The sequence below is a fragment of the Marivibrio halodurans genome (assembly GCF_017963645.1).
Lineage (GTDB): Bacteria > Pseudomonadota > Alphaproteobacteria > UBA8366 > Aestuariispiraceae > Marivibrio > Marivibrio halodurans.
Genome location: NZ_JAGMWN010000001.1, coordinates 708,464 through 734,731 on the forward strand (window position 1 = coordinate 708,464; position 26,268 = coordinate 734,731).

General features: G+C 64.9%; 19 protein-coding genes and 1 tRNA gene. 5 read left to right on the forward strand and 15 right to left on the reverse strand.

The window, feature by feature from the left end:
- The first annotated feature begins 7 nt into the window (after nt 1-7).
- On the forward strand, nt 8-3,157 hold the full coding sequence (locus KAJ83_RS03205; protein ID WP_210680554.1) for an efflux RND transporter permease subunit: 3,150 nt from the start codon (nt 8-10) through the stop codon (nt 3,155-3,157).
- 142 nt (nt 3,158-3,299) lie between these two features.
- Here KAJ83_RS03205 and KAJ83_RS03210 read toward each other — a convergent pair whose 3' ends face one another.
- From KAJ83_RS03210 to KAJ83_RS03265, 12 genes are all read right to left on the reverse strand, one after another.
- The gene (locus KAJ83_RS03210) at nt 3,300-5,084 is read right to left on the reverse strand and encodes a hypothetical protein (RefSeq protein ID WP_210680555.1); all 1,785 of its coding nucleotides are present in this window, start codon (nt 5,082-5,084) and stop codon (nt 3,300-3,302) included.
- An 80-nt stretch (nt 5,085-5,164) separates the two neighbouring features.
- Nucleotides 5,165-6,133: a hypothetical protein gene (locus tag KAJ83_RS03215; RefSeq protein WP_210680556.1), complete on the reverse strand. Its 969-nt coding sequence runs from the start codon at nt 6,131-6,133 to the stop codon at nt 5,165-5,167.
- Nucleotides 6,134-6,138: 5 nt separating this feature from the next.
- Nucleotides 6,139-7,266, reverse strand: coding sequence for a hypothetical protein (locus KAJ83_RS03220; RefSeq protein WP_210680557.1), 1,128 nt, complete (start codon nt 7,264-7,266; stop codon nt 6,139-6,141).
- Nucleotides 7,267-7,663: 397 nt separating this feature from the next.
- Complete coding sequence (locus KAJ83_RS03225) at nt 7,664-9,772, reverse strand: methyl-accepting chemotaxis protein (protein ID WP_210680558.1); 2,109 nt, start codon at nt 9,770-9,772, stop codon at nt 7,664-7,666.
- A gap of 244 nt (nt 9,773-10,016) precedes the next feature.
- Entirely contained in the window at nt 10,017-11,807 is a 1,791-nt protein-coding gene (locus KAJ83_RS03230; RefSeq protein ID WP_210680559.1) for an AMP-dependent synthetase/ligase, read from the reverse strand.
- Between the two features lie 8 nt (nt 11,808-11,815).
- Nucleotides 11,816-12,634: an ABC transporter ATP-binding protein gene (locus KAJ83_RS03235; RefSeq protein WP_246484169.1), complete on the reverse strand. Its 819-nt coding sequence runs from the start codon at nt 12,632-12,634 to the stop codon at nt 11,816-11,818.
- A gap of 30 nt (nt 12,635-12,664) precedes the next feature.
- Nucleotides 12,665-13,843, reverse strand: coding sequence for an ABC transporter substrate-binding protein (locus KAJ83_RS03240; protein ID WP_210680561.1), 1,179 nt, complete (start codon nt 13,841-13,843; stop codon nt 12,665-12,667).
- A 50-nt stretch (nt 13,844-13,893) separates the two neighbouring features.
- On the reverse strand, nt 13,894-14,937 hold the full coding sequence (locus tag KAJ83_RS03245; RefSeq protein WP_210680562.1) for a branched-chain amino acid ABC transporter permease: 1,044 nt from the start codon (nt 14,935-14,937) through the stop codon (nt 13,894-13,896).
- Nucleotide 14,938: 1 nt separating this feature from the next.
- Entirely contained in the window at nt 14,939-15,820 is an 882-nt protein-coding gene (locus KAJ83_RS03250; RefSeq protein ID WP_210680563.1) for a branched-chain amino acid ABC transporter permease, read from the reverse strand.
- On the reverse strand, nt 15,817-16,671 hold the full coding sequence (locus tag KAJ83_RS03255) for an ABC transporter ATP-binding protein (RefSeq protein ID WP_246484170.1): 855 nt from the start codon (nt 16,669-16,671) through the stop codon (nt 15,817-15,819). Before KAJ83_RS03255 ends, KAJ83_RS03250 begins: the two co-directional genes overlap by 4 nt.
- 216 nt (nt 16,672-16,887) lie before the next feature.
- Nucleotides 16,888-17,667, reverse strand: coding sequence for a FadR/GntR family transcriptional regulator (locus KAJ83_RS03260; RefSeq protein WP_210680564.1), 780 nt, complete (start codon nt 17,665-17,667; stop codon nt 16,888-16,890).
- A gap of 415 nt (nt 17,668-18,082) precedes the next feature.
- A tRNA-Glu gene (locus tag KAJ83_RS03265) sits at nt 18,083-18,158 on the reverse strand.
- 248 nt (nt 18,159-18,406) lie between these two features.
- Here KAJ83_RS03265 and KAJ83_RS03270 point away from each other — a divergent pair.
- Together KAJ83_RS03270 and KAJ83_RS03275 are read left to right on the forward strand one after the other, a co-directional pair.
- On the forward strand, nt 18,407-19,690 hold the full coding sequence (locus KAJ83_RS03270) for a flagellar hook protein FlgE (protein WP_210680565.1): 1,284 nt from the start codon (nt 18,407-18,409) through the stop codon (nt 19,688-19,690).
- 70 nt (nt 19,691-19,760) lie between these two features.
- On the forward strand, nt 19,761-20,849 hold the full coding sequence (locus KAJ83_RS03275; RefSeq protein WP_210680566.1) for a response regulator: 1,089 nt from the start codon (nt 19,761-19,763) through the stop codon (nt 20,847-20,849).
- A 34-nt stretch (nt 20,850-20,883) separates the two neighbouring features.
- On the opposite strand, the gene KAJ83_RS03280 is transcribed toward KAJ83_RS03275, so the two are convergent.
- Complete coding sequence (locus KAJ83_RS03280; RefSeq protein ID WP_210680567.1) at nt 20,884-21,222, reverse strand: MliC family protein; 339 nt, start codon at nt 21,220-21,222, stop codon at nt 20,884-20,886.
- 129 nt (nt 21,223-21,351) lie between these two features.
- Between KAJ83_RS03280 and rimO the strand changes: the two genes are divergently transcribed.
- Nucleotides 21,352-22,755, forward strand: a complete 1,404-nt coding sequence (gene rimO, locus KAJ83_RS03285) for a 30S ribosomal protein S12 methylthiotransferase RimO (RefSeq protein WP_210680568.1) — start codon at nt 21,352-21,354, stop codon at nt 22,753-22,755.
- Nucleotides 22,756-23,291: 536 nt separating this feature from the next.
- Here rimO and KAJ83_RS03290 read toward each other — a convergent pair.
- Nucleotides 23,292-24,203, reverse strand: a complete 912-nt coding sequence (locus KAJ83_RS03290; protein ID WP_210680569.1) for a LysR family transcriptional regulator — start codon at nt 24,201-24,203, stop codon at nt 23,292-23,294.
- Between the two features lie 263 nt (nt 24,204-24,466).
- Between KAJ83_RS03290 and KAJ83_RS03295 the strand changes: the two genes are divergently transcribed.
- Nucleotides 24,467-24,670, forward strand: a complete 204-nt coding sequence (locus KAJ83_RS03295; protein WP_210680570.1) for a hypothetical protein — start codon at nt 24,467-24,469, stop codon at nt 24,668-24,670.
- Between the two features lie 327 nt (nt 24,671-24,997).
- Here the strand turns inward: KAJ83_RS03295 and KAJ83_RS03300 are convergent, their stop codons facing one another.
- Entirely contained in the window at nt 24,998-26,230 is a 1,233-nt protein-coding gene (locus KAJ83_RS03300; RefSeq protein ID WP_210680571.1) for a threonine ammonia-lyase, read from the reverse strand.
- Nucleotides 26,231-26,268: the final 38 nt, after the last annotated feature.

Below are 26,268 nucleotides of genomic sequence, written 5' to 3' on the forward strand. Positions count from 1 at the left end.
CGATAGCATGGCCCGTTTCTTCATCGACCGACCGGTCTTCGCCTGGGTGATCTCGATCCTGATCATGGGGGTGGGCGCGCTCGCCATCCTGATCCTGCCGGTCGCGCAATATCCCCAGATCGCGCCGCCTTCCGTGACGGTGACCGCGACCTATCCCGGCGCCTCGGCGGAAACCGTCGGCAATACGGTCACCCAGGTGATCGAACAGCAGATGACCGGCCTGGACGGAATGCGATATATCACGTCCAGTTCCACCTCCGCCGGCCGGTCGGAGACCACCCTCACCTTCGAGACCGGCACCGATCCGGACATCGCCCAGGTGCAGGTTCAGAACAAGCTGGCCCAGGCGACGCCCTTGCTGCCGGAGCCCGTTCAACGACAGGGCATCACGGTGCGGAAATCCTCCGCCGGCTTCCTGATGGTGGTGGCGCTGATCTCGCCCGACGGGTCGTATAGCCAGGTCGATCTCTCAGATTATCTCGCCAGTAACATGGCCGATGAGTTCAGCCGCATCGAAGGCGTCGGCAATGTCCGTGTCTTCGGCTCGCAATATGCCATGCGCATCTGGCTCGACCCGTCGAAACTCGCGGCCTACGACCTGGGGCCGAGCGACGTGGTGCAGGCGGTGTCGTCCGAGAACGCGCAAATCTCCGCCGGCTCGTTCGGCGATCTGCCCGCCGTCGAGAACCAACAGCTCAACGCCACTATCACCGCCCAATCCCTGCTGCGCACGCCGGAGGATTTCGAGCAGATCGTGCTGCGCGCGGAGACCGACGGCGGTCTCGTGTTGCTGAAGGATGTCGCGCGCGTCGAGATCGGGGCGGAAACCTATCAAACCATCGCACGCTACAACCGCAAGCCGGCCTCCGGCATGGCGATCCAGCTCGCCTCAGGCGCCAACGCCTTGGAGACGGCCGAGGCCGTGCGCGCGCGGACAGAGGAGTTCGCGCAGTTCTTCCCCGAGGGGATCGACTATGTCATCCCCTACGACACCTCGCCCTTCGTGGAAATCTCGATCGATGAAGTGGTGAAGACGCTGATCGAGGCGATCGTCCTCGTCTTCGTCGTCATGTTCCTCTTCCTGCAGAATTGGCGGGCGACTCTAATTCCGACGTTCGCGGTCCCGATCGTGCTGCTCGGCACCTTCGGCGTGCTCGCGGCGGCCGGTTTCTCGATCAACACGCTGACCATGCTGGCCATGGTGTTGGCCATCGGCCTGCTGGTCGACGACGCCATCGTGGTGGTGGAGAATGTCGAGCGCATCATGGAGGAGGAAGGGCTCCCACCGCGCGAGGCGACACGAAAATCGATGGGCCAGATAACCGGCGCCCTGATCGGTATCGCGCTCGTGCTCTCGGCGGTGTTCGTGCCGATGGCCTTCTTCGGCGGATCGACCGGCGTGATTTACCGACAATTCGCCATCACCATCGTCTCGGCGATGGCGCTGTCCGTGCTCGTCGCCTTGACCCTGACACCGGCCCTCTGCGCGACGTTGTTGAAGAAGCATAAGGAGAACCACGACAAGCGGCGCGGCCCCTTCGGCTGGTTCAACCGCGGTTTCGGCGCGACCCAGAACGGCTATACCAAGGGCGTTGGCGGCATCGTTCGCCGTCCCTTGCGGATCGGCATGATCTATCTGGTGCTCGTTGGCGGCATGGTCTGGCTGTTCAACACGACGCCGACTGGCTTCCTGCCGGAGGAGGATCAGGGAATCATGTTCGTCCTGGCCGAGGCGCCGACGGGCGCCACCGCCGGCCGCACCCTGGAATCCCTGAAGAAGGTGGAGGATCATTTTCTCGAAACCGAGGAGGAGAATGTCGCCTCCCTCTTCACCGTCGTCGGGTTCAGCTTCACTGGCTCCGGTCAGAATAAGGGCCTCGGCTTCATTCGTCTCAAGGATTGGGAGGAGCGCACGGAGCCCAGCCAGGGCGTGCAGGCCATCGCGGGACGGGCCTATGGCGCGCTCGGTCAAATTCGTGATGCCATGATCTTCCCGGTCGTCCCTCCGGCGGTCCAGGAACTGGGCAATGTCTCCGGTTTCGACCTATATCTCCAGGCGCGAGGAGGACAGACGCACGAGCAACTGCTGGAGGCTCGTGGCCAGCTTCTGGCGGCGGCGCAACAAAGCGCGATGATCGGATCGGCCCGGCCGAGTGGTTTGCAGGACGCGGCGCAATTCCGTCTCGATATCGATTGGCGCGCCGCCGGCGCGATGGGCGTGAACGCCGAGGACGTGCGTGATGTGCTCTCCATCGCCTGGGCGGGATCCTATGTGAACGACTTCATCGATCGCGGCCGGATCAAGCGCGTCTATATCCAGGGCGAGGCCGGTGCCCGCTCCACCCCGCAGGATATCGAGCGCTGGCGCGTCAAGAACGCCAACGGCGATCTGGTTCCCTTCTCCAATTTCGCCACGGCGCAGTGGGTCTTCGGACCACAGGGATTGTCGCGCTATAACGGCGTGCCGGCGATGCAGATACAAGGGTCCGCGGCACCCGGCGTCTCGTCCGGCGAGGCGATGGCGGAGATGGAGCGGCTTGCCGGCGAAGTGCTGCCCGAGGGTTTCGATATCGCCTGGACGGGCCTCTCCTACGAGGAGCGGCAGTCGGGTGATCAGGCGCCGATGCTCTATGTCCTGTCGCTCGCCGCGATCTTCCTATGCCTCGCGGCGCTGTACGAGAGCTGGGCCATTCCCTTCTCGGTCATGCTGGCGATGCCGATCGGCGCGCTCGGTGCGTTGATCGGTGCGAAACTCGGTGGCTTCGACAATGGCGTCTTCTTCCAGGTCGGGCTGCTGACCGTGATCGGCCTGACCGGCAAGAATGCGATCCTGATCGTGGAGTTCGCGCGCGAGCGCCAGGAAGAGCTGGGGGAACCCCTCCTGCAAGCCGTGAAGGAGGCCGCGCGCCAGCGTTTCCGGCCGATCATCATGACGTCGGTCGCCTTCTCTCTGGGCGTGCTGCCGTTGGTGTTGAGTTCCGGCGCCGGGTCGACCGGACGCAACGCGATCGGCTCCGGCGTGCTCGGCGGCACGCTCTCCGCGACCGTGCTGGGCGTTCTGTTCGTCCCGCTGTTCTTCGTCATCATCCGCAAGCTGATCCCGGTGCGCCCGCGCGAGGAACATGTAGGGCCGAGCGAGAAGCTACAGAGCGAGTAACGGGCAGGCGACGCGCACGCGCGCCCCATGAAAAAGCGGCCGGTGCCCTTCGGTACCGGCCGCTTTCCTTTTCCCAATGTCGCTTTCCCAGGGTCGCTTTCCCAGGGCTGCTTCCCCAGCGTCGCTCGCACGTCGCATCGTACTATTCCCGGGCGAAATCCTTGCCGTTGATCGTCACGACCCGGCCGTCATACGCGCATTCGGAATCACCGCTGGGGATGGTCGTCTCCCGCATCACATTGCCAGCCATGTCCTTATAGACCGCCGGGCCGTAATCGAAGCGCATACCGCCCCGCGTTCCGGCATAGGAGAAATCGACATCGAAGGTATAGGTCTCCGTGCCGCCATAGGTCTGCTGCCAGAAATGGCCGCGCCCCCCGCCATCGAATCGAAGGCGGCTGAGCCCGCCGTCGGCGACGAATGATCCCTCGACATCGGTGCAGCCGTCGACCGGCGTCATGGTCGTCGCGGCCGTCACGGTCTCCGGGGTCATGGCATCACTCGGGGCGCCATTGACGGCGCCATTCGCAGCGGTGGCCTCGGCCCGGGCGGCGGCTTCCCGCGCGGCCTCGACTGCCGCTGCTTCAGCGGCGGCTTCCTGGCGTGCCGTCTCCTCCGCCGCCGCCAGCCGCGCGGTCTCCTCCGCTTCGCGCTGGGCTTCCTGTTCAGCCACCCGGCGATCCGCCATCCGGGCGTCGAATTCCTCCTTCGTGGCGACGGCGGTCCCCTCGACATAGAAACAAGTGTCCGGCGTGCCGTTCGGCAGAGTGCAGGAATAAGCGCCGTCGAAACCGCCCGTATCGATGCCGGGCGCCTCCAAGATGGTTACCCCATCCTCGCGGGTCAGCAGCCCCGGACCGACGGGAAAGCCGTCGCCGTCATACGCGCCCTCCCATGCGGTGCCGTCCGGCCACCACATCAGCCCTTCGTCCGGCGTCAGGCCGTGATAGCGCCCCTCGAACGTCCGCCCGTCGGCCCATTTGGTTCGGGTTCCCTCGACGACAGACCCATCCGCGCCGATCGCCCCGTCGACCCGCCGGCCATCCGTCGGCACCGGCATGCCGATGGGACGCCCGTCGATGACGGTCGCCGGGTCGATTACCGCGACCTCGTAATCGCCGTGCATCACCCGCATCCGACCTTCGCCCGCCGGCATTCCCTGATGTCGGGGACCTTCATAGAGACCGGTCAAGCCGGCTCCCAGATCGATCCGCAACGGCTCGAACGCCTGATGCACTCCCAGGATTCGGATCGGTGCCGTCTCCGCCTCCGCGCGCGCGGACTCCGTCGCGTCATAGAGATCGACGCTGTTCGAGAAGAAGCCGATATCGACATAGTAAATGGTCGGTCGATCGGCCGATATCTCGACCCATTCATCGCGTTTCAGCACATCGTCCTGGAATATTCGCACCCGATAGCGGTCGGGCCAGAGATCGACCCGCTGGCTCTGCCCTTCATAGACGGGGCCAACCATCATGGGACGCAGCCCCGGCGTGCGTTCCGCCATCAGGATCTGGGCGTACCAAGGAAAATAGTAACTGCCGGCCCCAGCCGGCGAGACGATCAGATGCAGCCTTCCCGGCGCGAGCGGATCGACCGCGTCCCCGGCCATGACGGATGCGGTGTCGGCAGTGGCAGTGGCAGGGGCAGTGGCGTCGCCACTATCGGCCGAAGCCGCGGAATTGGTGCCACCGAGGCCGGGAAAGGCACCATCGGCCGTTTGGCAGGCGGCCAACAGGCCGAGCGCCAGGAGACACGACAATCCACGACGAACCCGGGAGCGGCGCCGCGACCGAACATCCCGCGAGCCTAGACCCAGGATCGCATCGACGCCGAGACCATCATTCCCGTCCGGTGTCGGGTTTCCGATCGCACCGATCAGGACCGATAGAATTCGCACCATATTGTGGATCTTCCTATCCCTCATTGTTGCATGCGCCCCTCGCAGCCTGCGCCGACTTGTCGGTGCGCATAGTAAAGCGGGCGCATGCCGCGCCACGGGGTGCATCAGTCAGACGGACAATCGACCGCCTTCACGATCTCTCCATGCTGATAACAATTTCGGATGGTTGGGATATCCTCGGCATAGATTTCCTGCCACCCGTGCAAGTCGCCGTCCTTCATATGGATCTTCCCGGCAAGTCGTCCCTCATGGAAGCTCTCCATGACCGTATGATGCGCGTCGATCGACAGGATGCGGAACGACAAGGCGCCGTCATGATAGGATTCCGTCATCGGAAGGCCGTTCGGATCGGGCGTGACGACGGATACGGAAACGATGTGCTTCACCGACCCGACGGAGAAGCCGACGGTCGGGGTCGTCTGCCGCCCATCGGGCAACCATCCCCCGCCATAGCCGGCCCCGTAATAGGTTTCGGCCGCATCCTCGGTGAAGCGCCGTTCCACCCGTTCGCCGTTCAACAGACGCTGATAGATGGTGTTGCGCATTTGGTTGAAATAGGTCGGGTCTCCCACCGGTTCCCCATTCACGAAGACACTGGATGTGCGATAGGTGAGGAGGCTATCGCTCTCCATCCCATTCTGGATATCGCTGACGGTCCAGGTGCGCAGGATCATCTCGACCGGGCCATTCAGGAGGCCGTCGCGGGGGCATTCGCCGTCGATCATGGAAAGGACGACCTCCCGACGTATGGCCTTTTCGTTGAACTTACGCATGGACGCCGTGTTATAGGTGCGCTCATAGGCGGTCGGCCCGACCGCCGCGCGGGCCAGTTCATCGGGCCCGCCCGGGCATATCGTTCCCTGGGCGGGATCGAAGGTGGCGTCTTCCGCCTCCAAGAGACGGTTCAGGTCCTGCAAGGCCCGCTCCACGTAAGGAGAGGCCGCCACCGGAATCTCGCCGAGGCTTCGCAACGGCTTGGAATGCGCCGTGCCGCACAGGACGGGCACGAAGAGAAGGGCCGGCAGGAGCGGCAAGAAGCGGCGGAAATTCACGCCTTGAAGTGCGTTGCACATGGTCATCACTCGCTGCATTGAGGCGATCCGCAAGCGCTGCTGCACTGGCTGGCGATTGAGGCGAAATCATCCACGAGGTTGCAGGAATAGACCCGCGTCATCGCTTGCTTCGCACTCAGGCAGGCGGAAGTCTTGTAGGTGATGGTGACGGTGGAGGACATTCCACTGGGGCAGGTGAAGCTGTATTGCGTGCTTTGGCGGGGCGACGCACTCGCCGCCTGCATGCCCGCGCCGCCCGTGGTCGAGGACGTGCCGCCGTTCGTCCCCCGCGCCGCCATGCCCGCATCCAATGCCGAGCTGTCGCCGGTCAGGATCGAGGAAAAGCCGGTGACCCCGCCATCCGGCGCGACGGTGCTGGAAGGATACCCACCCGTGCTGTTCGAAGCGATCTCGGCCAGCGCGCTCGACTCGCCCCCGCTCATCACGTCCTGGAACAGGGCGGCCCCGATCTCCAGTTGATCCGTGCCTGGAATATCGGAGGTCGCGATCATCAGCCCGCCCAACCCCATGGATAGCACCTGGCCGAAGCTGAAGAGCGACCCGCTATCGGCGGCGGCCGCCGCCTCGGCTTGGGCACGGCGCAGCTCCTCCTCCCGATATTGCCTGATCTGGGCCTCGTACTGCCTTTCGACCTTCTGCAGATAGGCGGGGGTCGCCTTGTAGAAGGTCAGCGGCTGGTTCGGATAGACATCTTCCGCGATATAGATGCCCTTATCGACGCTACCGTCGGGCCGGGTATAGGTCCCGATCATCGCATAGGTGCCCGTCGTCCAATACCCATTCGGCTTGTCTTGTAGATATTTGAAATCCCCGCGATAGATCCCCTTCCCTTGAAACGCGGATTCGGACCGGTACGTCCCCCGCGCATAGGCATAGCGGATATTGTCGTCATAGGGGCTGGAGTAGGTTTCCCACCGGCCTTCGAAAACATCCATATCGCGCGATGTTATTCCTTCTAGCGGCCGTTTTCCCCCTTCCAGGGCGGCCTGCTGAATAGCCTCTATCGGCAAGGTGTCCTGCCATTGGAGTTGCCGTTTCTTCTCTTCCTTCAAGGCCGCGCGCGCCTCTTGATCGGCCTCCAGCTTCGCCCGTTCCTCGTCGGTCTGCCCGGCATAAATGTCAAAGCCGCCCATCGGATCGTGGCAAGCCACGAGCGATATCAGGAGCAAGGCGAAAAGCCCGCACCGTTGAAATTCTCTTTTCATCATGTCCAGTCTCTAACAATCCGGATACGCCTGAAACTGGCGGGCCGGTCATCTCGGAAGGAAGAAAGACGCCCGTCGGCCGACACGGCATCCGACCCAGGAAAGCGTGACCACGCATCCGCGCTCCGCGCGCCACGTCCCCCCACGACGAAGGAGCATCCACGCGCACCGAGCGGCCTTGCCTAGCCACTGGGTCCATCGACGTGCCTCCGTCGCACGACGATGACCTATCTTTCGCCGTGACGTTCAACCTGTCCAGTGGAAAGCCGCGCCCCGGTAATCGACGGGAGGGCGGCGCCGGACAAGAACCGCGCGGCGGAGGCCGCTATGCCTCGTCGACGATCTTCTTGAGAGCCGCCTGAAGCGTCGCCAGCCGCTCCGACACCTCGCCGGAGCGGGCGCGCACGGCGGACGCATGCTCGCCAACGGCGGTGGAGACCTCGGAGACTTCCGCGATATCCGCGGTCACGCGGCGGGTTTGCTCCGCCGCCTGCTCGACATGCTCGATGATGGAGCGGGCGGCCTCGCCGCGTTCGCGCACCGTCACGGATATCCTGCGGGATATCGCGTTGACCTCCTCCACCGTGCTGGTCACCCCGGCGATCGCGCCGGCGGCGGCGTCGGTGCGCCCTTGCACGGCGCCGATCCGTTCGGTGACTTCCTCCGTCGCCTCGCTGGTCCGCGCGGCCAACGTCTTCACCTCGTTGGCGACGACCGCGAACCCCTTCCCGGCCTCGCCCGCGCGCGCGGCCTCGATGGTGGCGTTGAGGGCAAGAAGATTGGTCTGATCGGAAATGCCCCGGATCATGTCGATCACCTCGCTGATCCGTTGCGCGTCGGAAACGAGAGCATGGATCGAGCCGGACGCGGTCTCCGCCGCCTCGGCCACGCGGCCGGTCGCGCCATCGGCCTTGTCGGCGAGGTCGGCAACCTCCTCGAAGGAGCGCACCACCTCCCCGGTCGCCTGCACGACATGATCGGTGCTGCGTGTCGCGGCCTGCGCGGCGCCCGCGACATCGCCCGCGCGCCGATTGGCATCCTCCGAGGCGTGACCAAGCCTGTCGGAAACCTCGGTCAGTTCGTTCATGCTGTACCGAACGCCCTCGACGGTACTCTCCAATTCGCCATTCAAGCGGCCGGCCATGGCTTCCAGCCGATCCTTGATCTCCTGCTGCTGCGCCTCGGTACGCGCGACCTCCTCGCGGCGGCGGGCGTCCTCTTCCGCGCGCATACGCTCCAGTTCCCGGCGCGCCGTGCGCAGATCACCGAGCGCGGTCGCCATCGCCCCCATTTCATCCCGACCGGTGCGGGGGATATCGACATCCGTGTCGCCGCGCCCAATCCGGGTCATGGCATCCGCCATCCCCGTCAGGGGCCGAAAGACGACCGCGCGCATCAGCCCATACCCCAAGGCCCAGGCCAGGACGAAGACCGCGATCATCACCACCAGCGCCTCGTTCCGTGCATCCTCCACGGCCTTATAGAAGACACTGCTATCCCGGGTTACCGCCGCGCGCGCCCAAACCTGTCCCGTGTCGGCGGGAATATCCACCGTGATCGGCACACCGCTTTCGGCCGTGTCGGTGGGCTCGACGATCGTCGCGGAATTCGCGCCTTCGCCGTTCCCTTCCGCCACTTGGGGGCCGTCCCCCCCGCCCTCCGGGCTGGCGGCCGACCGCATCGCCTCGTCCAGGATCACCGTTCCGTCCGTGGTCAACAGTCGGAAATCGCCGCCCATGGCGCGCGCCAGCCCGTTCAGCGCGGCGGTCGGGTCGCTCACCACCTCCAGAAATCCGTCAACACGGAACCCGCCGATCGGGGTGATCACGCTATGCACGGGCCGGCCGTCCCCGGTCCGCCAGAGGAAGCTGATCGGCTTGCGCTGGGCCGCCTTGTCGCGAGCCAGAAGCTGCGTGCGCACCGAGGTATCGGCGGTCACGCTTTCCTCGATCCCCTTCTCGCCATGGGCCAACGGCTGAAGATCCTTGTCCAGGGCGATCGCCCCGACAAGTTGGAAGGTCCCCTGGGTCACCAGCATGTCGTTGAAAAGGAAATTGGTCTCGACGCCGAGCCGCTCCGCGTCCTGCTCGCGCGCGGCGCCGGCCAACGCCTGGACACGCGCCCATTCGCCCGCGATCTGTTCCGCCCGTTCGGTATATTGCGTGCGAACCCGGTCCTCGATCAGGATACGCAAGGTTTCCGCCGAACTGGCGCTCAGCGTTTCCATCGCCAACCGAGCCGCGCTGTTGCTGCCCCACAGCGTGGCGCCGATCGCGCCGATGGTCACCACCAACCCGATCACGAGCAAGACCGCGCGCATCGTCACCCGCGCCCGCATACGCCGGCTTAGTGTCCCGGCCGCGTCACCCTTACTATCGGGCCCGGAGGATTCGGCATCGAAGTCGTCCGATAGGACGGGAATGTCGGCGGGCATGGGCGGCGCTGATCCTTTCGGGTTCGAGAAGCCGAAGGGCTATACTGCACCGCAGCATGCGAACGAAACCATAAAAAAATTGTTAATACAAACAATCATGAGATGATTTACTTACCCTATTTTGCACGTTTTGGGCGGGGCTGCTCCAGCTTGTCGGCCTCCGACGACGTGCCCGGCACATGGACGCGGGAATAAGGAAGTTCGGACGCCAAGAACCTCCAAGTTCCCCGAATGAAGACGACACCTAGGCATAGAGCGCGGCGATCTCCTCGGCATATTTCTCGGCGATATTGGCGCGGCGCACCTTCATGGTGGCGGTGACCTCGTCGTCGTCGTGGTCCAGCTCCTTGGTCAGCAGATGGAACCGCCGTATATGGGCGACCTGGGCCAGGGTATCGTTGGCCTTGCCGATCTCCGTGCCGATCAGGTCGCGGACGGCTTGGTTCTCCGCCAGGCTGCGGTAGTTGGTATAGGCGAGGCCCTTTTCCTCCGCCCATTTCCCGACGGTATCCAAGTCGACCTGGATCAGGGCGGAGACATATTTGCGCCCTTCGCCGATGACGATGCATTCCTTGATGAAGGGGCTTCCCTTGACCGTGTTCTCGATCTCCGAGGGGCTGAGATTCTTACCGCCCGCGGTAATCATGATATCCTTCAGGCGGTCGACGATGCGGTATTGCTCCCCGGCTATGTCGGCGACGTCTCCGGTGTGCAGCCAGCCGTCGCGGAGTGTCGCGCGCGTCGCCTCCTCGTTCTTATAATAGCCCTTGAAGACAAGCGGCCCGCGCAGCAGCAGTTCCCCCATCTCGCCGATCCGGATTTCCGCGCCCTCGACCGCCGGGCCGACCGCGCCGACGACGATTTTCCCGGGATACTGGCCGGTGATCATGCCGGTCGTCTCGGTCTGGCCATAGACCTCCAGCAAGGGGACGCCGATCGTCCGGAAGAAGGCGACGATACCGCGCGGGATCGGCGCGGCCCCGGTAAGCGCGACGCGCGCGCGCCGCAGGCCGATGAAATTCTGAAGCGCCCGGAAGATCAGCAGGTAATAGAAGGCGAAGGTCAGCCGCTGGCCCAGCGTGCGCCGCTCGCGCGGGATTTCCGCGAAGGGCGCGCAGACACGAAGCGCATGCTCGAACAGCGCCTTGCGGTAGCCGCCGGCCTCCAGCAGCTTCACATGGATGGAGGCGTGCAGCTTCTCCCAGATGCGCGGCACGCCGAGGAAGCTGGTCGGCGCGACCTCCCGCAGATCTTCCTGAACGGTACGCAGGCTCTCGCCGAAATTGACCGTCCCCCGGGCATAGAGGGGAGCCATGGTGGTGAACATCTGCTCCGCCACATGGCAGAGCGGCAGATAGGAGAGATGCGTCGTCTCCGGCCCGGAGCCCAGACGCTCGATGATGGCGGCGGCCTCGGCGCGCATATTGCCCCAGGAAATCATCGCCCCCTTGGGCCGGCCGGTTGAGCCGGAGGTGTAGATGATCAGCGCGGTGTCGTCCAAACCCTGGCGGTCGATCCGACGGTCGATCTCCGCCGGATCGCGTGCCGCGCCCAGGGCCTCGATCTCCGCGAAGGAACGAATGATATCCCGCCGATAGTGGCGAAGCCCCTTCATGTCGATAACGACGATGCATTTCAGCCGGGGCAGGTCGTCCAGGCATTCCAGGACCTTGTCGGTCTGTTCCTGATCCTCGCAGACCACGATCTCCGCATCCGCATGGCCCAGGACGTAGGACACCTCAGCCGCCGGGCTGGTCGGATAGACGCCGACGGCGACACCGCCCGCCATGCCGGCCGCGAATTGGGCGAGAACCCATTCGACCCGGTTCTCCGACAGGATGCCGAGATGGCCGCCATCGGAAAGACCGGCGTCGAGAAGCCCCAACGCGAAGGCCCGGGCACGGTCGTGATAGGCGGCCCAGGTGATCGGATTCCAGATACCGAAGTCCTTCTGACGCAGGGCGACCGCATCCGGTGCGTGACGCGCGTGCTCGCGCAGCATCTGGACCATGGTCAGTTCGGGAAGCGCGCTCATGCCGGTCCTCACGAAAGCCAGCGCTTGCGGCGCTTGTAATGCTTGACGTCCCGGTAGTTGCGGGAAGCGCCCTCGTCGCCGACGCCGAGATAGAATTCCCGCACGTCCGGGTCATTGGCCAGACGGTCCGTCGGCCCGTCGATCACGATCCGGCCCGTCTCCATGATATAGGCGTAGGAGGACACGGCGAAGGCCATCGCCGCGTTCTGCTCGACCAGAAGCATGCTGGTCCCCTGTTCCGCGTTGATGCGGGCGATGATGGTGAATATCTCCTCCGTCAGCAGCGGCGAGAGCCCCAGCGACGGCTCGTCCAGCAGGATGATCCGGGGTTGGGCGACGAGCGCCCGCCCGATGGCGAGCATCTGCTGTTCCCCGCCGGAGAGATAACCGGCGAGCGCCTTGCGCCGCTCATGCAGCCTCGGGAAATAGGAGTAGACGAGATCGAAATCCCGCGCCGAAGCCCCGGCGCGGGAGAAGGTGGCGGCGACCAGGTTCTCCTCGACCGTCAGATCCTCGAACACGTGGCGCCCCTCCATCACATGGAAGAGGCCGTTCCGGACCAGCTCATGGGGCTTGAAGCCCCGGGTCGCGGCGCCGTCGAAGAGGATATCCCCTCCGGTGACGGCGCCGTTCTCCAGGTCGAGAAGCCCCGAGACGGCCTTCAGCGTCGTGGTCTTGCCCGCCCCGTTGGAGCCGAGCAGGGCCGTGATCGAGCCTTCCTCCACCGCCAGGGACAGGCCGCGCAGGACCTGAACCGTGTGGTTGAAGACCACCTCGATGTTCCGGACATCGAGGACCGATCGCTTCGCGTCGTCACGCTCGGGCATCCCGGCCGCCGCCTTCATCCGCGTCCCTCCTTACTCGAGCCGGATCCAGTCGGAAGCCGGCACCATCTTCTCCTGGGACATGTCCGCCCGATAGATGCGGCCGACCGGGATCGAGTTGCCGGGAATGCTGATCGGCACGCCGATAATGCCGCCGGTATCGAAATCCTCGATGCTGTTGAGCGCGGCCTTCAGGTTGTCGCCGTTCAACTCCTTGCCGGCCTCGAGCGTCCGCTTGGCGGACTCCGTCATCAGCATCGCCGTCAGGAAGCCCTGCATATAGGCCGTCGACTGATATTCGGGCCGCATCTCGCGGATTTTCTCCAGCATCGGCGCGTCATCGGAGTCATCATAGTAGTAGGCGTAGGGCATCACGCCCATGAAGCCGTCGCCGGCCTCGCCCATCTTCATGACCATGCTGTTGTCCATCGACCAGAAGGTGCCCATGAACTTGGTTTCCATACCCATCTGCTTGGCCTGGTTGATGAATTCGGGGATCGGCGCCAACACATAGCCATGGAAGATGGTGTAGTCCGGCTGGGCTCGGCGCAGCTTCAGCACCTCGGTCGAGACATCGACCGAGCCGGGCTTGGTGACGATGGTTTCCACCACCTCCAGGCCCAGTTCCTCCGCGCGTTTCTGGCTGGTCTCGATCGGATCGCGGCCGAATTCGGTATCGGAGTGGACATAGGCGACCTTGGCGCCCGGATTCTCGTCGGCGATGTACTCAAGCAGGATGTTGATCATCTCCGTGTAATCGGGGCCGGCCATGAACTGATAGCGGTGCTTCTCCGGGTCGTTGAGCTCGGAGGCGAAGGACGCGCCCGCCATCAGGATCGTGCCCTTGCGGTCGAGTTCCGGCGAGATCGTCTTCGCGAAGCCGGTGGAATCGCCGTAATAGAAGTTCGTGTCGTACTGGCTGGTGATCTTGTTGAAGGCCGCGACGGAGGCGTCGACCTTATAGGCCGTGTCCTCCGGAACGTACTTGATCATGCGGCCTTCGATGCCGCCGGCATTGTTCACGATCTCGACATAGTCCTGGATGCCGGCATGGATACCCTCGCCCGCGAAGGCGAAGACGCCGGTCAGCGGGATGGAGCCGCCCAGCACGATATCATCGGCCGCCTGCGCCGCCGGCATGCCGCCGGCAAGGCCGGCCGCCATGGCCATGCCCAGCACGGTCCGTCTTTTGACTCCGTCTTTCAGGAACATTGCTAACCTCCCTTTTTCATTCGGTTTCACGGGTTGGGTCCGTTTCGTTGTCAGGTTTTGAAGGGCCATAGATGGAAGAACCGCCTGAGGCGGCGCCATGCTTCGGCCAGCCCTCTTGGCTCGAAGATCAGGAAGCCCACGATCAGCGCCCCGAAGACGATGGTGCGCACGGGCGAAAGCAGGGCGACGGCGTCGGGAAGCCAGGGCGACAGCCATCCGACGATCAGCTTCAGCGCCTCCGGGACCATGGTCATGAAGGCCGCCCCCAGGATGCCGCCGAGGATCGAGCCCATCCCGCCGACGATGATGGCAGCGAGGAAGAAGATCGACATGACCAGCGGGAAGCTCTCCGGCGTCACGACGCGGAAGAAATAGGCCCACAGCCCGCCCGCGACCCCGGCATAGAAGCTCGACAGGGCGAAGCTGTAGAGCTTGTAGCGCAACAGCGGGATACCCAGCACCTCGGCCGAGATGTCGCGGTCGCGGATGGCGATGAAGGCGCGGCCGATGCGCGTGCGGAACAGATTCGACGCGCCCAGCACCATCAGGACCGTGACCGGCACGATCAGCCAATAAAGCTTGTCCGGCTGGTCGAGCGCCGTGCCCAGGAACGTCGCCGGCGGCATGGTCAGGCCCGACTGACCGCCGGTGACGGATGTCCAGTTCGCGAAGACGAAATGCAGGATGACCGAGGCCGCGATCGTCGCGATGGCGAGATAGAGCCCCTTCACCCGCAGGCTGGGAATCCCGACCAAAATGCCGATCAACCCGGCGCCCAGCCCGCCCGCCAGGAGATTGACGAAGAAGGGCGTGCCCAGATTGATCTCCAGCCAGGCCACGATATAGGCCCCGACGCCCATGAAGGCCGCCTGCCCCAGGCTGACCAGCCCGGTGAAGCCCGTCAGGATATTGAGCCCGGTGGCCGAGGCGATGTTGATCGCGACGAGACAGCCCAGATAGATCCAATAGGCGTCCGCGACGAAGGGGAAGGCCGCGATCGCAACGAACAGCCCGGCCAGCCACCACCGCTGAACCGGGGTGTCGAACAGGGCCTCGTCGTGCCGGTAGGTTTCCTTGGCGGTTCCGATGCGCATCTTATAGCCGCTCTATCTCATGGGTGCCGAACAGGCCGTAGGGGCGGACCATCAGGACCACCACCAGCAGGACGAATGTCGCCAGAGTCTTGTATTCGCCGCCGAGATAGGCCCCCGCCAACGCCTCCAGCAGCCCGATGAAGAGCCCCGCGACCAACGCGCCCAGCACGCTGTCCAGACCGCCGACGATGACGACGACCAGGACGGACAGGCCGAACACCCCCATCGTCGGCGAAATCCCGCCAATGGCACCGACCAGCATGCCCGCGACGCCCGCCGTCACGCAGGCGATGATCCAGGACAGCGAGAAGACCTTCGGTACGTTGATGCCCATCGAATAGGCGGCGGCCTGATCGCTCGCGGTGGCGCGCAGCGCGACGCCGCCGCGCCAGAAGCGGAACAGCGCCAGGAAGATCAGCACCACGACCGACGCGATCGCGAAGGCCGTGGCGACCTTCGAGGAGACATAGGCATCGCCCAGGAAAAGCGGCTGGTTCGGCAGATATTCCGGCAGGCGCAACGGGTTCGCGCCCCAGATCAGTTCCACCGTGCCGGTCAGGATGCTGCCCAGCCCGATGGTCAGCATGAAGACGGCGATCGGACTTTCGCCCAGCATCGGCCGGATCATCGTGCGTTCGATCCCGGCGCCGAGCAGCCCGGCCACCACCACCGTCCCCAGCGCGGCGAGCCAGAAGGGAAGCGCCAGCCCGGCCGAGAAACCGAAGAACACATAGGCGCCCAGCATCAGGATCTCGCCGATCGCGAGATTGACCACCTTCGTCGCCTTGTAGATCAGCACGAAGGCGAGCCCGGTGATCGCATAGAGTCCGCCCGAGCCGATCCCGGCGAGCGATACCTCGATGAGCAGCAGCCAATCCGTCATGCGGCCCCTCCCGCCGCGCCCGCGGCCTCGCGCACCCGCGCGCGCAGATCATCGACCTCGCCCGATCCCAGATAGGCCGCGATAACGTCCGGGTTCGAGGACACCTGCCCCGGATCGCCCTTGGCGATGACCTGCCCGAAATTCAGCACGACCACATGGTCGGAGATATCCATGACCATGCCCATGTCATGCTCGACCATCAGGATGGTGACACCCCATTCCTCGCGCACGTCGAGGATGAAGCGCGCCATGTCCTCCGTCTCCTCCCGGTTCATCCCCGCCACCGGTTCGTCGAGCAGCAGGATGCGCGGGCGCATCGCCAGCGCGCGCGCCAGTTCCACCCGCTTGCGCAGGCCATAGGACAGGGCCGACACGGGGGCGTTGCGGATATGGTCGATCTCCAGGAAGTCGATGATCCGTTCCTCGACCTCGCGGCGCAATTCCATCTCCTCCCGCCGCGCGCGGCCCAGATAGAACAGCGCCTCCAGGACCCCCGTCGCCATGTGCGCGTGACGACCGAGCTTGATGTTGTCCAGCACCGTCATGCCCTGGAACAGGGAGATATTCTGGAAGGTCCGCGCCATGCCCAGGCGCGCGCGCTCCGGCGGGCGCAGCCCGTCGACCGGGGTGTCGAAGAAGCGGATCGATCCCGCCCCCGGCCGATAGAAGCCGGATATCGTGTTGAACAGCGAGGTCTTGCCCGCGCCATTCGGCCCGATGATAGAGGTAACGGAGCCCTCGCGCGCGGTGAAGGACACACCGTCGAGCGCGCGCAGCCCGCCGAAGCTGAGCCTCAGCCCATCGACCGCGAGCGCCGTCCGCCCCTCGTCGGATGACATCTCAACGGCCATCGCGGCACCTCCCATCGCGCCCACCCCTATCGCGGCCACCATGGGGGGAACCGCCACCCCGCGCACGGGGAAACGGGCCGGGCATGCGACCCGGCGCGTGGTCCAAGCGGACCCGAACTCTCACTGACACCGTTTCCTCCCTGGTACCCGCCGCCCCTTGTCTTTATGCGCCGGGACGTGCGGCTTCCTAGATTAGTAAACTTGATCGTCCGCGCGCTACAGTTCTCCACGGGTTTGGAAGACGCTGTCCAGCGGCACGCGATCCACCGGGTCCTCCAGGCTTCGGCCGGTCCGCCGGAAGCCCTTGCCGAAATCGGCGACATGACGGCGCATCCAAAGGCGCGCCGCATCCATATTCCTGCCGGACAAGGCATCGAACAATTTTTCGTGCGCGGCCAGGAGCCGATCGGCAGCTTCCGGCACCTGTTCGAAGATCGGCTGAGTCGCGGGATAGATCAGCAGGCTGACCGGCTCCCGCGCCAATTGCAGCACCCGGTTACCGGACGCCCTGGCGATCAGGGTGTGGAATTCGGTATCGAGGTCGGCCATCCGTTCCGGATCGTCCAGCGCCGCGCGCGTGCGCGCCAGATTGTCCGAAAGGGCGTCCAGATCGTCCCCGGTGCGATGGGTAACGGCGAGCTCGATCGCATTACGCTCCAGCATATCGATCGCTTCGTAGAGTTCGCGGAACGAGACCTGGTGCAGGATCAGGGCACGGCTGACGCGCGTGGCGAGCTTCGCGTGGCGCGGCACGCTGGCGACGAGGCGGCGGCTCGGCTCCCGCCTTATCAGTCCGGATTGCTCCAGGCACCGGATGCCCTCGCGCACGGTCGAGCGATTGACGCCGAATTGCTTGGCCAGATCCGCTTCCGTGCCGATGGGCGTATCCGGCGGAATCCGGCCGCTGACGATCTCACGCTCGATCGCCTCCGCGACCAGCTGATAGGCCGGCGGCGCGCTGATCCGCTCGAATCGGTCGGCTTCGGCCTGGGCCATGCGCCTCGTCCACCCCATCCCCACGTCGGTTTGTCCGACAACCCGATCTTATGAAGCGCCGACGAGCGAAGTCAATCGCGCTGTTGCGGTCCCGGTGAGATGGGCCCCGTCACGCCGCCGCCTCGAACGCACCGCTCGCGCCTTGGCCGTCCAGATCGGCACAGGGACTCTCATTAGAAATCCCGGAATCGATGGAGCCACGCTCGCTCCGTTAAGTAGGAGAAGAGTCACGAAGGCGACCCGATTGGCCGCCATGTTCTCGTGCGAAACCAAGCGGCCCAGGGCGGAACGGACGAACAGACCGAGGCGTCCACACGGCCCATTGAAACGAATGCCGGCGGATCAGCCCGAGACAAATTTTCGAGAAAACCCGAACGCGGCCCTCAAAGTATCGATTTTATCATATTTTCGAGAGTGGCGACCCCTACGGGACTCGAACCCGTGTCTTCACCGTGAAAGGGTGATGTCCTAGGCCACTAGACGAAGGGGTCGCGGTAGAGGCCGGGCGGGCGTTCGCGCCGCCGCTTCGGGGCGCTGTTTAGCGATTGCGCGCGCGGCGGTCAAGCATGGCGGCGTGGAGAAATATCATTATGGCGTGAAACGGCGCGGGCGCCGTCCGGACGAATTGGCACTCGCCTTGCATGATCGTTGGCGACAGTCCTGTTCGGCGCGTGGAGCGCGGACCGGTGGGCACGTTGGATCCAGGAACCGGGGGGACCCGGGTGAACCGGGGAAGAAAATGCCGGGTTACTACCTCTTCGGCGCCGGAATAAGCGCGCTTCAGGCCCAGAGCCGGAAGTTCGACACCATTCGTGGTAATATCGAGAACCAGACGGTTCCCGGTTACAAGGCCGCCGACGTCCGTTTCCAGGACATGGTCGCGACCCGGGGCGAGCAACGCACCGAGCAGCTTCTCGGTGTCCGGGCGCGTCAGCAGGTCTTCCTTGGCAAGGAAGGCGAGATCATCCCCACCGGCAACCGTTTCGACGGCGCGATAACCGGCAGCGGCTTCTTCGTCACCCGCCCGAGCTTCGAGAATAACGGCGACGTCGTCCTGACCGACGCGGGCGCCTTCAACGAGACGCTTGTCAATGTCGACGGCGAGGAGCGCGTTTATCTGACCGATCTGGCGGGCAATTTCCTGCTGGGCTACAACGCCGATCCGGCGACGGGCCAGTACACGGTCGATACCAGCAGCGCCAACGCCCTTGAGCCGATCGAGGTGACGCGCGAGCGCGCGCTGTCCGTGGCGCAGCCGACCACGGTGCTCAGCCTGCGCGGCAATCTGTCCCCGGACACCGAGGTCGGCAAGACGGAGCAGTTCACCTTCACCGTGCTCGACGGCACGGGCGACGCCGATGGGCTCGGCGATGAGCAATTGCTTAATTTCAACTTCACGAAGACCGCCAACCCGGATGAATGGGACCTGGAGATCACGGCCCCGAACGGCGCGGTCTCGCAGCCGACCAACCAACCGATGCGGGTCGTCTTCAACGCCGACGGCGAGATCGAATCGATCGGCGGCGCCTCGGGCTTCAATTTCGACGTCGCCGCGACCTGGGACAACTCCCAAGCGCAAAGCACGATCGCGGTCAATCTCGGCCGGTTCTCGCAATATCAGGCCGTGACATCGATCGAGACCGTCAATGTCGACGGCAATTCCGACGGGTTCCTCACCGACGTCTATTTCGGTGACGACGGCAAGGTGATGGGCGATTTCAGCAATGGCATCAGCCGGGCGATCGGGCAACTCGCGCTCGGCGATGTCGTGGCGCCGGAGAGGTTGTCCGTCCTCGACGACAACCACTACCGCCTGACGGCCAATTCGGGCGACCTTAACCTTTACGACTTCACCACGAGCAACCGAGCGGCGTTCCAGGGCTTCGCGTTGGAGCAATCGACGACGGAAATTTCCGAGGAATTCACCAACCTGATCGTAACCCAGCGCGCCTATTCCTCGGCCGCGCAGACGATCCGCACCGTCGACGAGATGATGCAGACCGCGACCAATCTCAAGAATTGAGCGCGCGATGCTTAAGCACTCGTGAAACGCGACAAGACTTGACGCATTTGACGGGATAGACTGCGGCACCATGACCGACCCCGACGCCGCCACCGTTCTGCTAGTCGAGGATAACGCGCAGGTCCGACGGCTGCTCGGCGCGGTTCTGCGCGCGATCGGCATCCGGCGGGTGGTCAGCGCCGCGAACGGGTCGGAGGCGATCCGTATCCTACGCCAACAAACTCCGACGGGTAGCGAGGGGACGGACGACGGGGAGAGCGGCACGCATTTCGATGTCGTCATCTCCGACTGGAAGATGCATCCGGGGGACGGGGTGGCGTTGCTTCGCTGGATTCGGCGGCACCGGGAATCGCCCAACCGCTTCGTCCCTTTTCTTATGCTGTCCGCCTATGTCGATCCGGACAGGGTGCGCCTTGCCCGGGACCTGGGCGCCAGCGCCTATATCGCCAAACCCTTCACCGCCGATACGGTCGCGCGCTATGTCTCGATCGCGTTGGCGGACGCCCGTCGCTTCGTCGAGATCGGCGACTATTTCGGTCCCGACCGGCGCGGCAACGCCCCGGACCTGAGCGAGGCAGAGCGCCGTGACCGCGACCGGAGCGACCGGGAAAAGGGCGTGCGTTTCTTCATGCCGCCGCAATCGATGGAGGGCCGGCGAACGGGCGGCACGCCGATCGACGCCCAGCGCCTGATGACGATTCAGAAGGTAATCGAGCAGCGGGCCGAATCCTTCCTCGACTGGACGAAGGAGTCGGTGGCGCGTCTCGATCTTGAACTCGACATGGCGGTGAAGCGTAGGCCGGGCGAGCGCCGGGTGCCTTTCAATCGCATTAACCAGATCGCGCATGAACTGCGCGGCCAGGGTACGACCTTCGGCTACCCGCTCATCTCCGCCATCGCCAAGAATATCGAGGAGGCGACGGCGCGGGATTTCGACCGTTCCGACGCCACGCTCGCAATCATCCGCATGCAGGCGAAGGGGCTGAAGCAAGTGGTCCGCTCCCGATTGACCGGCGATGGCGGGACGGAGGGACAGGAGTTAATGCGCACGCTCGCGCCCGCGCGAACGGACGAGAATACGGCCGGGGATGGGGGGCGTGGTGGTGGCGGACCCGAGAATGATGGCGACTCCGCCTCGTCGACCGCCGCCTCCAAATAGACCGAGCACGCGGCCCTGGGCAATCCCCCCCCCCTCAATCCTGCATATCGGTCCGGCACGGCCCCTTGTCCCGGCCATCGATCTCCAGCATCGCATCACGCCCCTTGATCCAGAACAGGACCGACCGCCCCATCGCGTCGGTGCCGATATAGCGGGCACCGGACGCGCTGCGTCCCTGGGGCAGGGTCATGCGCGCCAGTCCCGGTGCGTCGAGCCGGACGTGGGCCACCTCCCCCGGCCGGAAGACGGCCGTCAGCGGCTCATCCAGCCCCTCGCAGCGATACAGCGCGCGGACCGCATCGTCGCGCGCGCAAGCCGTGCACGATATCCCGGTCACCATAAGCCCCAGCAGGACAGACCACCCACGCCGCATTGTTGTCTCCGTTATCCGTGCTCCGACGCGCCTGGACGACAACGATCGTTCGCGAGCCCGCGACCCATGCCGCGCCCTGGACGCCGGCCCTCTTCCCAAAGCACGCGGTCTTCTCTATACCCCGCGCCCATGAGTGGAAACGAAACGATCACCGCCCCTTCATCGGGCAAGCGCGGCGCGCGGCAACCGAAGGTCGGCATGGTCAGCCTCGGCTGCCCAAAGGCGCTCGTCGATAGCGAGCGCATCCTGACCCAGCTTCGCACCGAGGGATACAGCATCGCCCCGGATTACGACGGCGCGGACGTCGTGCTGGTCAATACCTGCGGCTTCCTGGACAGCGCCAAGGCGGAATCCTTGGAAGCGATCGGCGAGGCCCTGGCGGAGAACGGGCGCGTCATCGTCACCGGCTGCATGGGCGCCGACGAGGCGGCCATCCGCGCGGCGCATCCCAGCGTCCTGGCCGTCACCGGCCCGCATCAGTACGAGCAGGTCGTCGAGGCCGTGCACGCGGTGCTGCCGCCGCTGCATGACCCACTCATGGATCTGGCGCCGCCGGGCGGATTGAAGCTGACGCCGCGTCATTACGCTTACGTAAAGATCTCCGAGGGCTGCAACCACAATTGCAGTTTTTGCATCATCCCATCCCTGCGTGGCCGCCTGATTAGTCGTCCTGCCGCGAGAATTATGTATGAGGCGGAACGGCTGGTCGCCGGGGGCGCGCGGGAGTTGCTCGTCATCTCCCAGGACACCAGCGCCTACGGTGTCGATCTGAAGCATGCGGAGACCAAGTACCGCGACCGGCCGGTGCGCGCGCACATGACCGATCTGGCGCGCGAACTGGGTACGCTGGGGGCCTGGGTGCGGCTGCACTATGTCTATCCCTATCCACATGTGGACCGCGTGATCGCGCATATGGACGCCGACGCCGCGCGCGCCGGTACGGGCAAGATCCTTCCCTATCTCGACATCCCCTTCCAGCATGCGAGCCCACGGGTCCTGAAGGCCATGAAACGCCCGGCGCATCAGGAGAAGACGCTCGACCGCATCGCCGACTGGCGCCGTCAGGTGCCCGACCTCACCATCCGGTCCAGCTTCGTCGTCGGGTTTCCGGGCGAGACGGAGGACGACTTCCAGGAGTTGCTGGATTGGTTGAGCGAGGCCCGCCTCGACCGTGTCGGATGCTTCGCCTACGAGGATGTGGCCGGCGCCGCGGCCAACGACCTGCCGGGGCACGTGCCCGTCGATCTTCGCGAGGAACGCAAGGCCCGCCTGCTGGAACATCAGCGCGCGATCAGCGCCGAGCGCCTGGCCCGGTTCGAGGGCCGCACGATCGACGTCATGATCGATCAGGCGGACGCGGACGGCGCGATCGGCCGGTCCATGGCCGATGCGCCGGAAATCGACGGCCAGGTCTTCATCGACGGCGATGGCGCGACGGCGCTGGAGCCCGGCCAATTCGCCCGTATCGCCATCGACGAGGCAAGCGACTATGACCTCTACGGCACCTTGGCGACTTATACCAAGTCTTGTTGATCACGCCCCATGCGGATCGCGTTCGGCTTTCCCCTGAACGGACGGAGGCGGGCCGGAAGGGTAGCGCGGGCGATGCGGGGCATCATCAAGCCGCGCTGACGCCCTACGACGGAGGCCGAACGCGACCCGAAGGGCCGCCTCTCCCGGGCCCTCGGACAGCGTCGCGCCGCGCTTCCGATGCCCCGCATCGCCACGCGCGGCGCTCCTAGCCCAAGAAACCGAAAGCGGCGTCTCGGATGGGTCCATATCATATCATCATGCTCTAGCCGAGAACCCGGGAGGGACGTCCCCATGGGCCGTGATCAACAAGATTCGGTATTAAACGCCCGAAAGTGCGCCGCCCGTCAAAGAGCAGCCCAAAAATTTGACATAAATCAAATTGCGCGGTCGTGATCGGCGCTAGGGTTGCGATGTTGCTTCTCGCGAAGCGACGTGAAGCGTTGGCGGAAGGGATTCCCTTCCCTGCAGACTCTTCTATCCCATCCCAACTTTCAGCCCCGCGCCGGAACCGGTCGCGGGGCCTTTTTTATGGCGCATCACCCGCGCGCCCAGGGGGGGACGGGCTGGAATTTCTCGATCAGGAAATCGACGAAGGCGCGCACCTTCGGTGAGAGGTGGCGCCGCGTCGGATAGACCGCGTTGATCGGCACCTCGATATCGCGATAGAAGGGTTGAAGGACACGTTGCAGCTTTCCTTCCTGAACCTCGGGTTCCACCAGGAACTCGGCCAGCCGCGCGACCCCCAGACCGGCCAACACCATCTCGTGGATGGTCTCGCCGTTGCTGGCGGTGAAGTTACCCTCCGCCTTAACCCTGTATTCCTCGCCCTCCGCGATCTTGAATATCCACTCGTTCAGATGCGGCATGTTCGAGAAGGTCAGGCAATTATGACCGGTCAACTCGCTCGGGTGACGCGGCGTACCATGGGCCTCGAAATAGCTCGGCGCGGCGACGATCGCCCGGCGGCTGACGGCCAACTGCCGGGCAACCATGCTGGAATCCTGCAAGGGGCCGAACCGCACGGCGACATCCTGCCCCTCCTCCACCAGATCGGAGACGGAATCGGTAAGCGTCAATTCGATCCGCAGTTCCGGATAACGCGCCAGGAACTCCGGCATCAGCGGCGTGATCTGATGCTTGCCGAAGGCGATGCCGCAGTTGATCCGAAGGGTTCCGCGCGGCGCGGCGTGAAGTTGCGTCACCGCCGCCTCCGCCTCGTCGATATCGGAGAGGATGCGCGCGGCGCGTTGATAGAAGGCCGCCCCCTCCTCCGTCGCGGAAAGCCGACGCGTGGTGCGGTTCAGCAGCCGCACGCCAAGCCGGTCCTCCAACCGCGCGATCTGCTTGCTGACGGCGGAGGGCGTGAGCTTGAGGTTACGCGCCGCGGAGGAGAAACTCCCCTCCTCCACCACCTTGGCGAAGACCGCCATTTCCATCGACCGATCCATGGCCGTCCCCCTGACCTCCCCGCCCATCAACCGCCGGATCACGACGCGGTTGAATGAGTGGATGCCTGACACAGTTGTTCCAAAACGGCAAAAGTAATTGGAACATTCCGGGGATTATAAATCAAGCGTACCGGCGTTACCTTAGCACAGTTACGAAACAAGAGAGGTGCCGCAGAGCGGTCGCGCAAGCGACGCCGACGCTCGAGACGGCTCCAAGCCGGGGCGAGACGCCATTCGGAGGCCTTACTCAAGGAGCCAGTCGAATGAGCTACGCGAACGAAAGTATGGATCGAATCATGACGGTTTCGGCCGAGGATGTCCGGACGGGAATCGAGGCGGCGCACACCGCGCGCGCTGAGGCCTTCCGGGACTTGGCCGTCGGGCTGGCACGGATCTTCACCCTGAAGACGAGCCTGAATCGCCATAACGTCGCCCGCCGTTCCGCGACGCCCTGCGCGGAGTGCTGAATTTCAACCGCGCCCAGGCGCGGTGGACCGTGGAGACGAGGAAGAGACGACTGATTTAGCGAGATACCATCGCGGCATCATGCCCCATGACGCCTGACCCCGGCGCGTGTCCAGCCCCCCTGAACGGCACGCGTCACCCAAGCCCCAGGCCGCCGCGATGGTTCCTTATCCGCCGAGTTCCGGGCTCCCTGGCCGGAGCTCGGCGGGCCGGGCGCAAGCGCCCGGCGGAACCGTCCCCACTCTTGCCCGGGTGGGGTCTCCCGATGGTTCCCCCTAGCCCCGCGCAGCCCTGCTGTCGCGGGGTTTTTTTTGAGTACGTGGCACCTTCTAATCCTCCGCCAAGCGCGTGACGGCATAGCCGGCATGGGACAGCCGCTCGACGATGGCGGCGAGTTGGGCGTCGTCGCGGGTTTCCACCGCCACCTCGATCAACGCTTCCTTGGCCGGCAGGTGGCTGAAGACCCGTTGATGGGCGACATCGACGATATTGCCGCCGGCCTCGCCGATCAGGCCGGTGACGCGGGAAAGCTCCCCCGCCTGATCGCCCAGCCGGATGCGCAGCCGCGCGAGCCGCCCCTGGCGCACCAGATCGCGCAGCAGGACCGAGGCGAGCAGCCGCTGATCGATATTGCCGCCGCAGAGCACCGTGCCCACCCGGCGTCCCCGGAAGCGGTCCGGGTCGCTCAGGATCGCGGCCAGCCCGGCGGCGCCCGCGCCTTCCACGACCGTCTTCTCGACATTGATGAGGAGGGCGATCGCGCGTTCGATGGCCGATTCCTCGACCAGGACGATATCGTCGACATGGCGCTTGACGATCGCGCGGGTGAGCGTGCCGGGTTGCTTCACCGCGATCCCCTCAGCGATGGAAGCCCCGCCGGCCGTCACCGCCTCTCCCGCCAGCACCTGCTTCATCGAAGGATAGAGGATCGACTGCACGCCGATGACCTCGATCTCCGGCTTCAGGGCCTTCGCCGCCGTCGCGATCCCCGCGATCAACCCACCACCCCCGATCGGCACGACGAGGGTGTCGAGTTCCGGATAGGCGCCCAGCATCTCCAGCGCGATGGTTCCCTGCCCCGCGATGACATGGGGGTCGTCATAGGGGTGGACGAAGACCAAGCCCTCCCGCTCCGCCGTGTTGTGGGCGAAGGCGGCGGCCTCCGCCAGGCTGTCTCCTTCCAGCAGAACCCGCGCGCCGTGCGATTTGGTGAATTGTACCTTCACGTTCGGCGTCGCCTTCGGCATGACGATCGTCGCCGGGATACCCAGCCGGTTGGCATGATAGGCGACCCCCTGGGCATGATTGCCGGCCGACATGGCGATGACGCCCGCCGCGCGCTCCGCCGCGCTCAGATGCAGCAACTTGTTGAGCGCGCCACGCTCCTTGAAGGCGGCGGTGAACTGCCGGTTCTCGAACTTCAGGATCACCTCGCAGCCCAGGATATGGCTCAGCGTTCGGCTCGGCCGCTGGCGGGTTTCATGGACCGCGCCGGCGATCGCCTCGGCCGCGCGCCTGATCTGCTCGATCCCAACCGATCCGGCCTGCCCATCGCCCGCCATCCTTATTCCCACCTTATGTGTGTAAAACATACCGGCTC

Bases quoted from the DNA above. Each gene is read 5' to 3' on its own strand.
- KAJ83_RS03245 (WP_210680562.1), bottom strand. From the start codon at position 14,937: ATGCGCATCGGAACCGCCAAGGAAACCTACCGGCACGACGAGGCCCTG.
- KAJ83_RS03275 (WP_210680566.1), top strand. From the start codon at position 19,761: ATGACCGACCCCGACGCCGCCACCGTTCTGCTAGTCGAGGATAACGCG.
- KAJ83_RS03250 (WP_210680563.1), bottom strand. From the start codon at position 15,820: ATGACGGATTGGCTGCTGCTCATCGAGGTATCGCTCGCCGGGATCGGC.
- KAJ83_RS03240 (WP_210680561.1), bottom strand. From the start codon at position 13,843: ATGTTCCTGAAAGACGGAGTCAAAAGACGGACCGTGCTGGGCATGGCC.
- rimO (WP_210680568.1), top strand. From the start codon at position 21,352: ATGAGTGGAAACGAAACGATCACCGCCCCTTCATCGGGCAAGCGCGGC.
- KAJ83_RS03260 (WP_210680564.1), bottom strand. From the start codon at position 17,667: ATGGCCCAGGCCGAAGCCGACCGATTCGAGCGGATCAGCGCGCCGCCG.
- KAJ83_RS03220 (WP_210680557.1), bottom strand. From the start codon at position 7,266: ATGGGCGGCTTTGACATTTATGCCGGGCAGACCGACGAGGAACGGGCG.
- KAJ83_RS03225 (WP_210680558.1), bottom strand. From the start codon at position 9,772: ATGCCCGCCGACATTCCCGTCCTATCGGACGACTTCGATGCCGAATCC.
- KAJ83_RS03280 (WP_210680567.1), bottom strand. From the start codon at position 21,222: ATGCGGCGTGGGTGGTCTGTCCTGCTGGGGCTTATGGTGACCGGGATA.
- KAJ83_RS03235 (WP_246484169.1), bottom strand. From the start codon at position 12,634: ATGCCCGAGCGTGACGACGCGAAGCGATCGGTCCTCGATGTCCGGAAC.
- KAJ83_RS03255 (WP_246484170.1), bottom strand. From the start codon at position 16,671: ATGGCCGTTGAGATGTCATCCGACGAGGGGCGGACGGCGCTCGCGGTC.
- KAJ83_RS03205 (WP_210680554.1), top strand. From the start codon at position 8: ATGGCCCGTTTCTTCATCGACCGACCGGTCTTCGCCTGGGTGATCTCG.
- KAJ83_RS03300 (WP_210680571.1), bottom strand. From the start codon at position 26,230: ATGGCGGGCGATGGGCAGGCCGGATCGGTTGGGATCGAGCAGATCAGG.
- KAJ83_RS03295 (WP_210680570.1), top strand. From the start codon at position 24,467: ATGAGCTACGCGAACGAAAGTATGGATCGAATCATGACGGTTTCGGCC.
- KAJ83_RS03230 (WP_210680559.1), bottom strand. From the start codon at position 11,807: ATGAGCGCGCTTCCCGAACTGACCATGGTCCAGATGCTGCGCGAGCAC.
- KAJ83_RS03290 (WP_210680569.1), bottom strand. From the start codon at position 24,203: ATGGATCGGTCGATGGAAATGGCGGTCTTCGCCAAGGTGGTGGAGGAG.
- KAJ83_RS03215 (WP_210680556.1), bottom strand. From the start codon at position 6,133: ATGTGCAACGCACTTCAAGGCGTGAATTTCCGCCGCTTCTTGCCGCTC.
- KAJ83_RS03210 (WP_210680555.1), bottom strand. From the start codon at position 5,084: ATGAGGGATAGGAAGATCCACAATATGGTGCGAATTCTATCGGTCCTG.
- KAJ83_RS03270 (WP_210680565.1), top strand. From the start codon at position 18,407: ATGCCGGGTTACTACCTCTTCGGCGCCGGAATAAGCGCGCTTCAGGCC.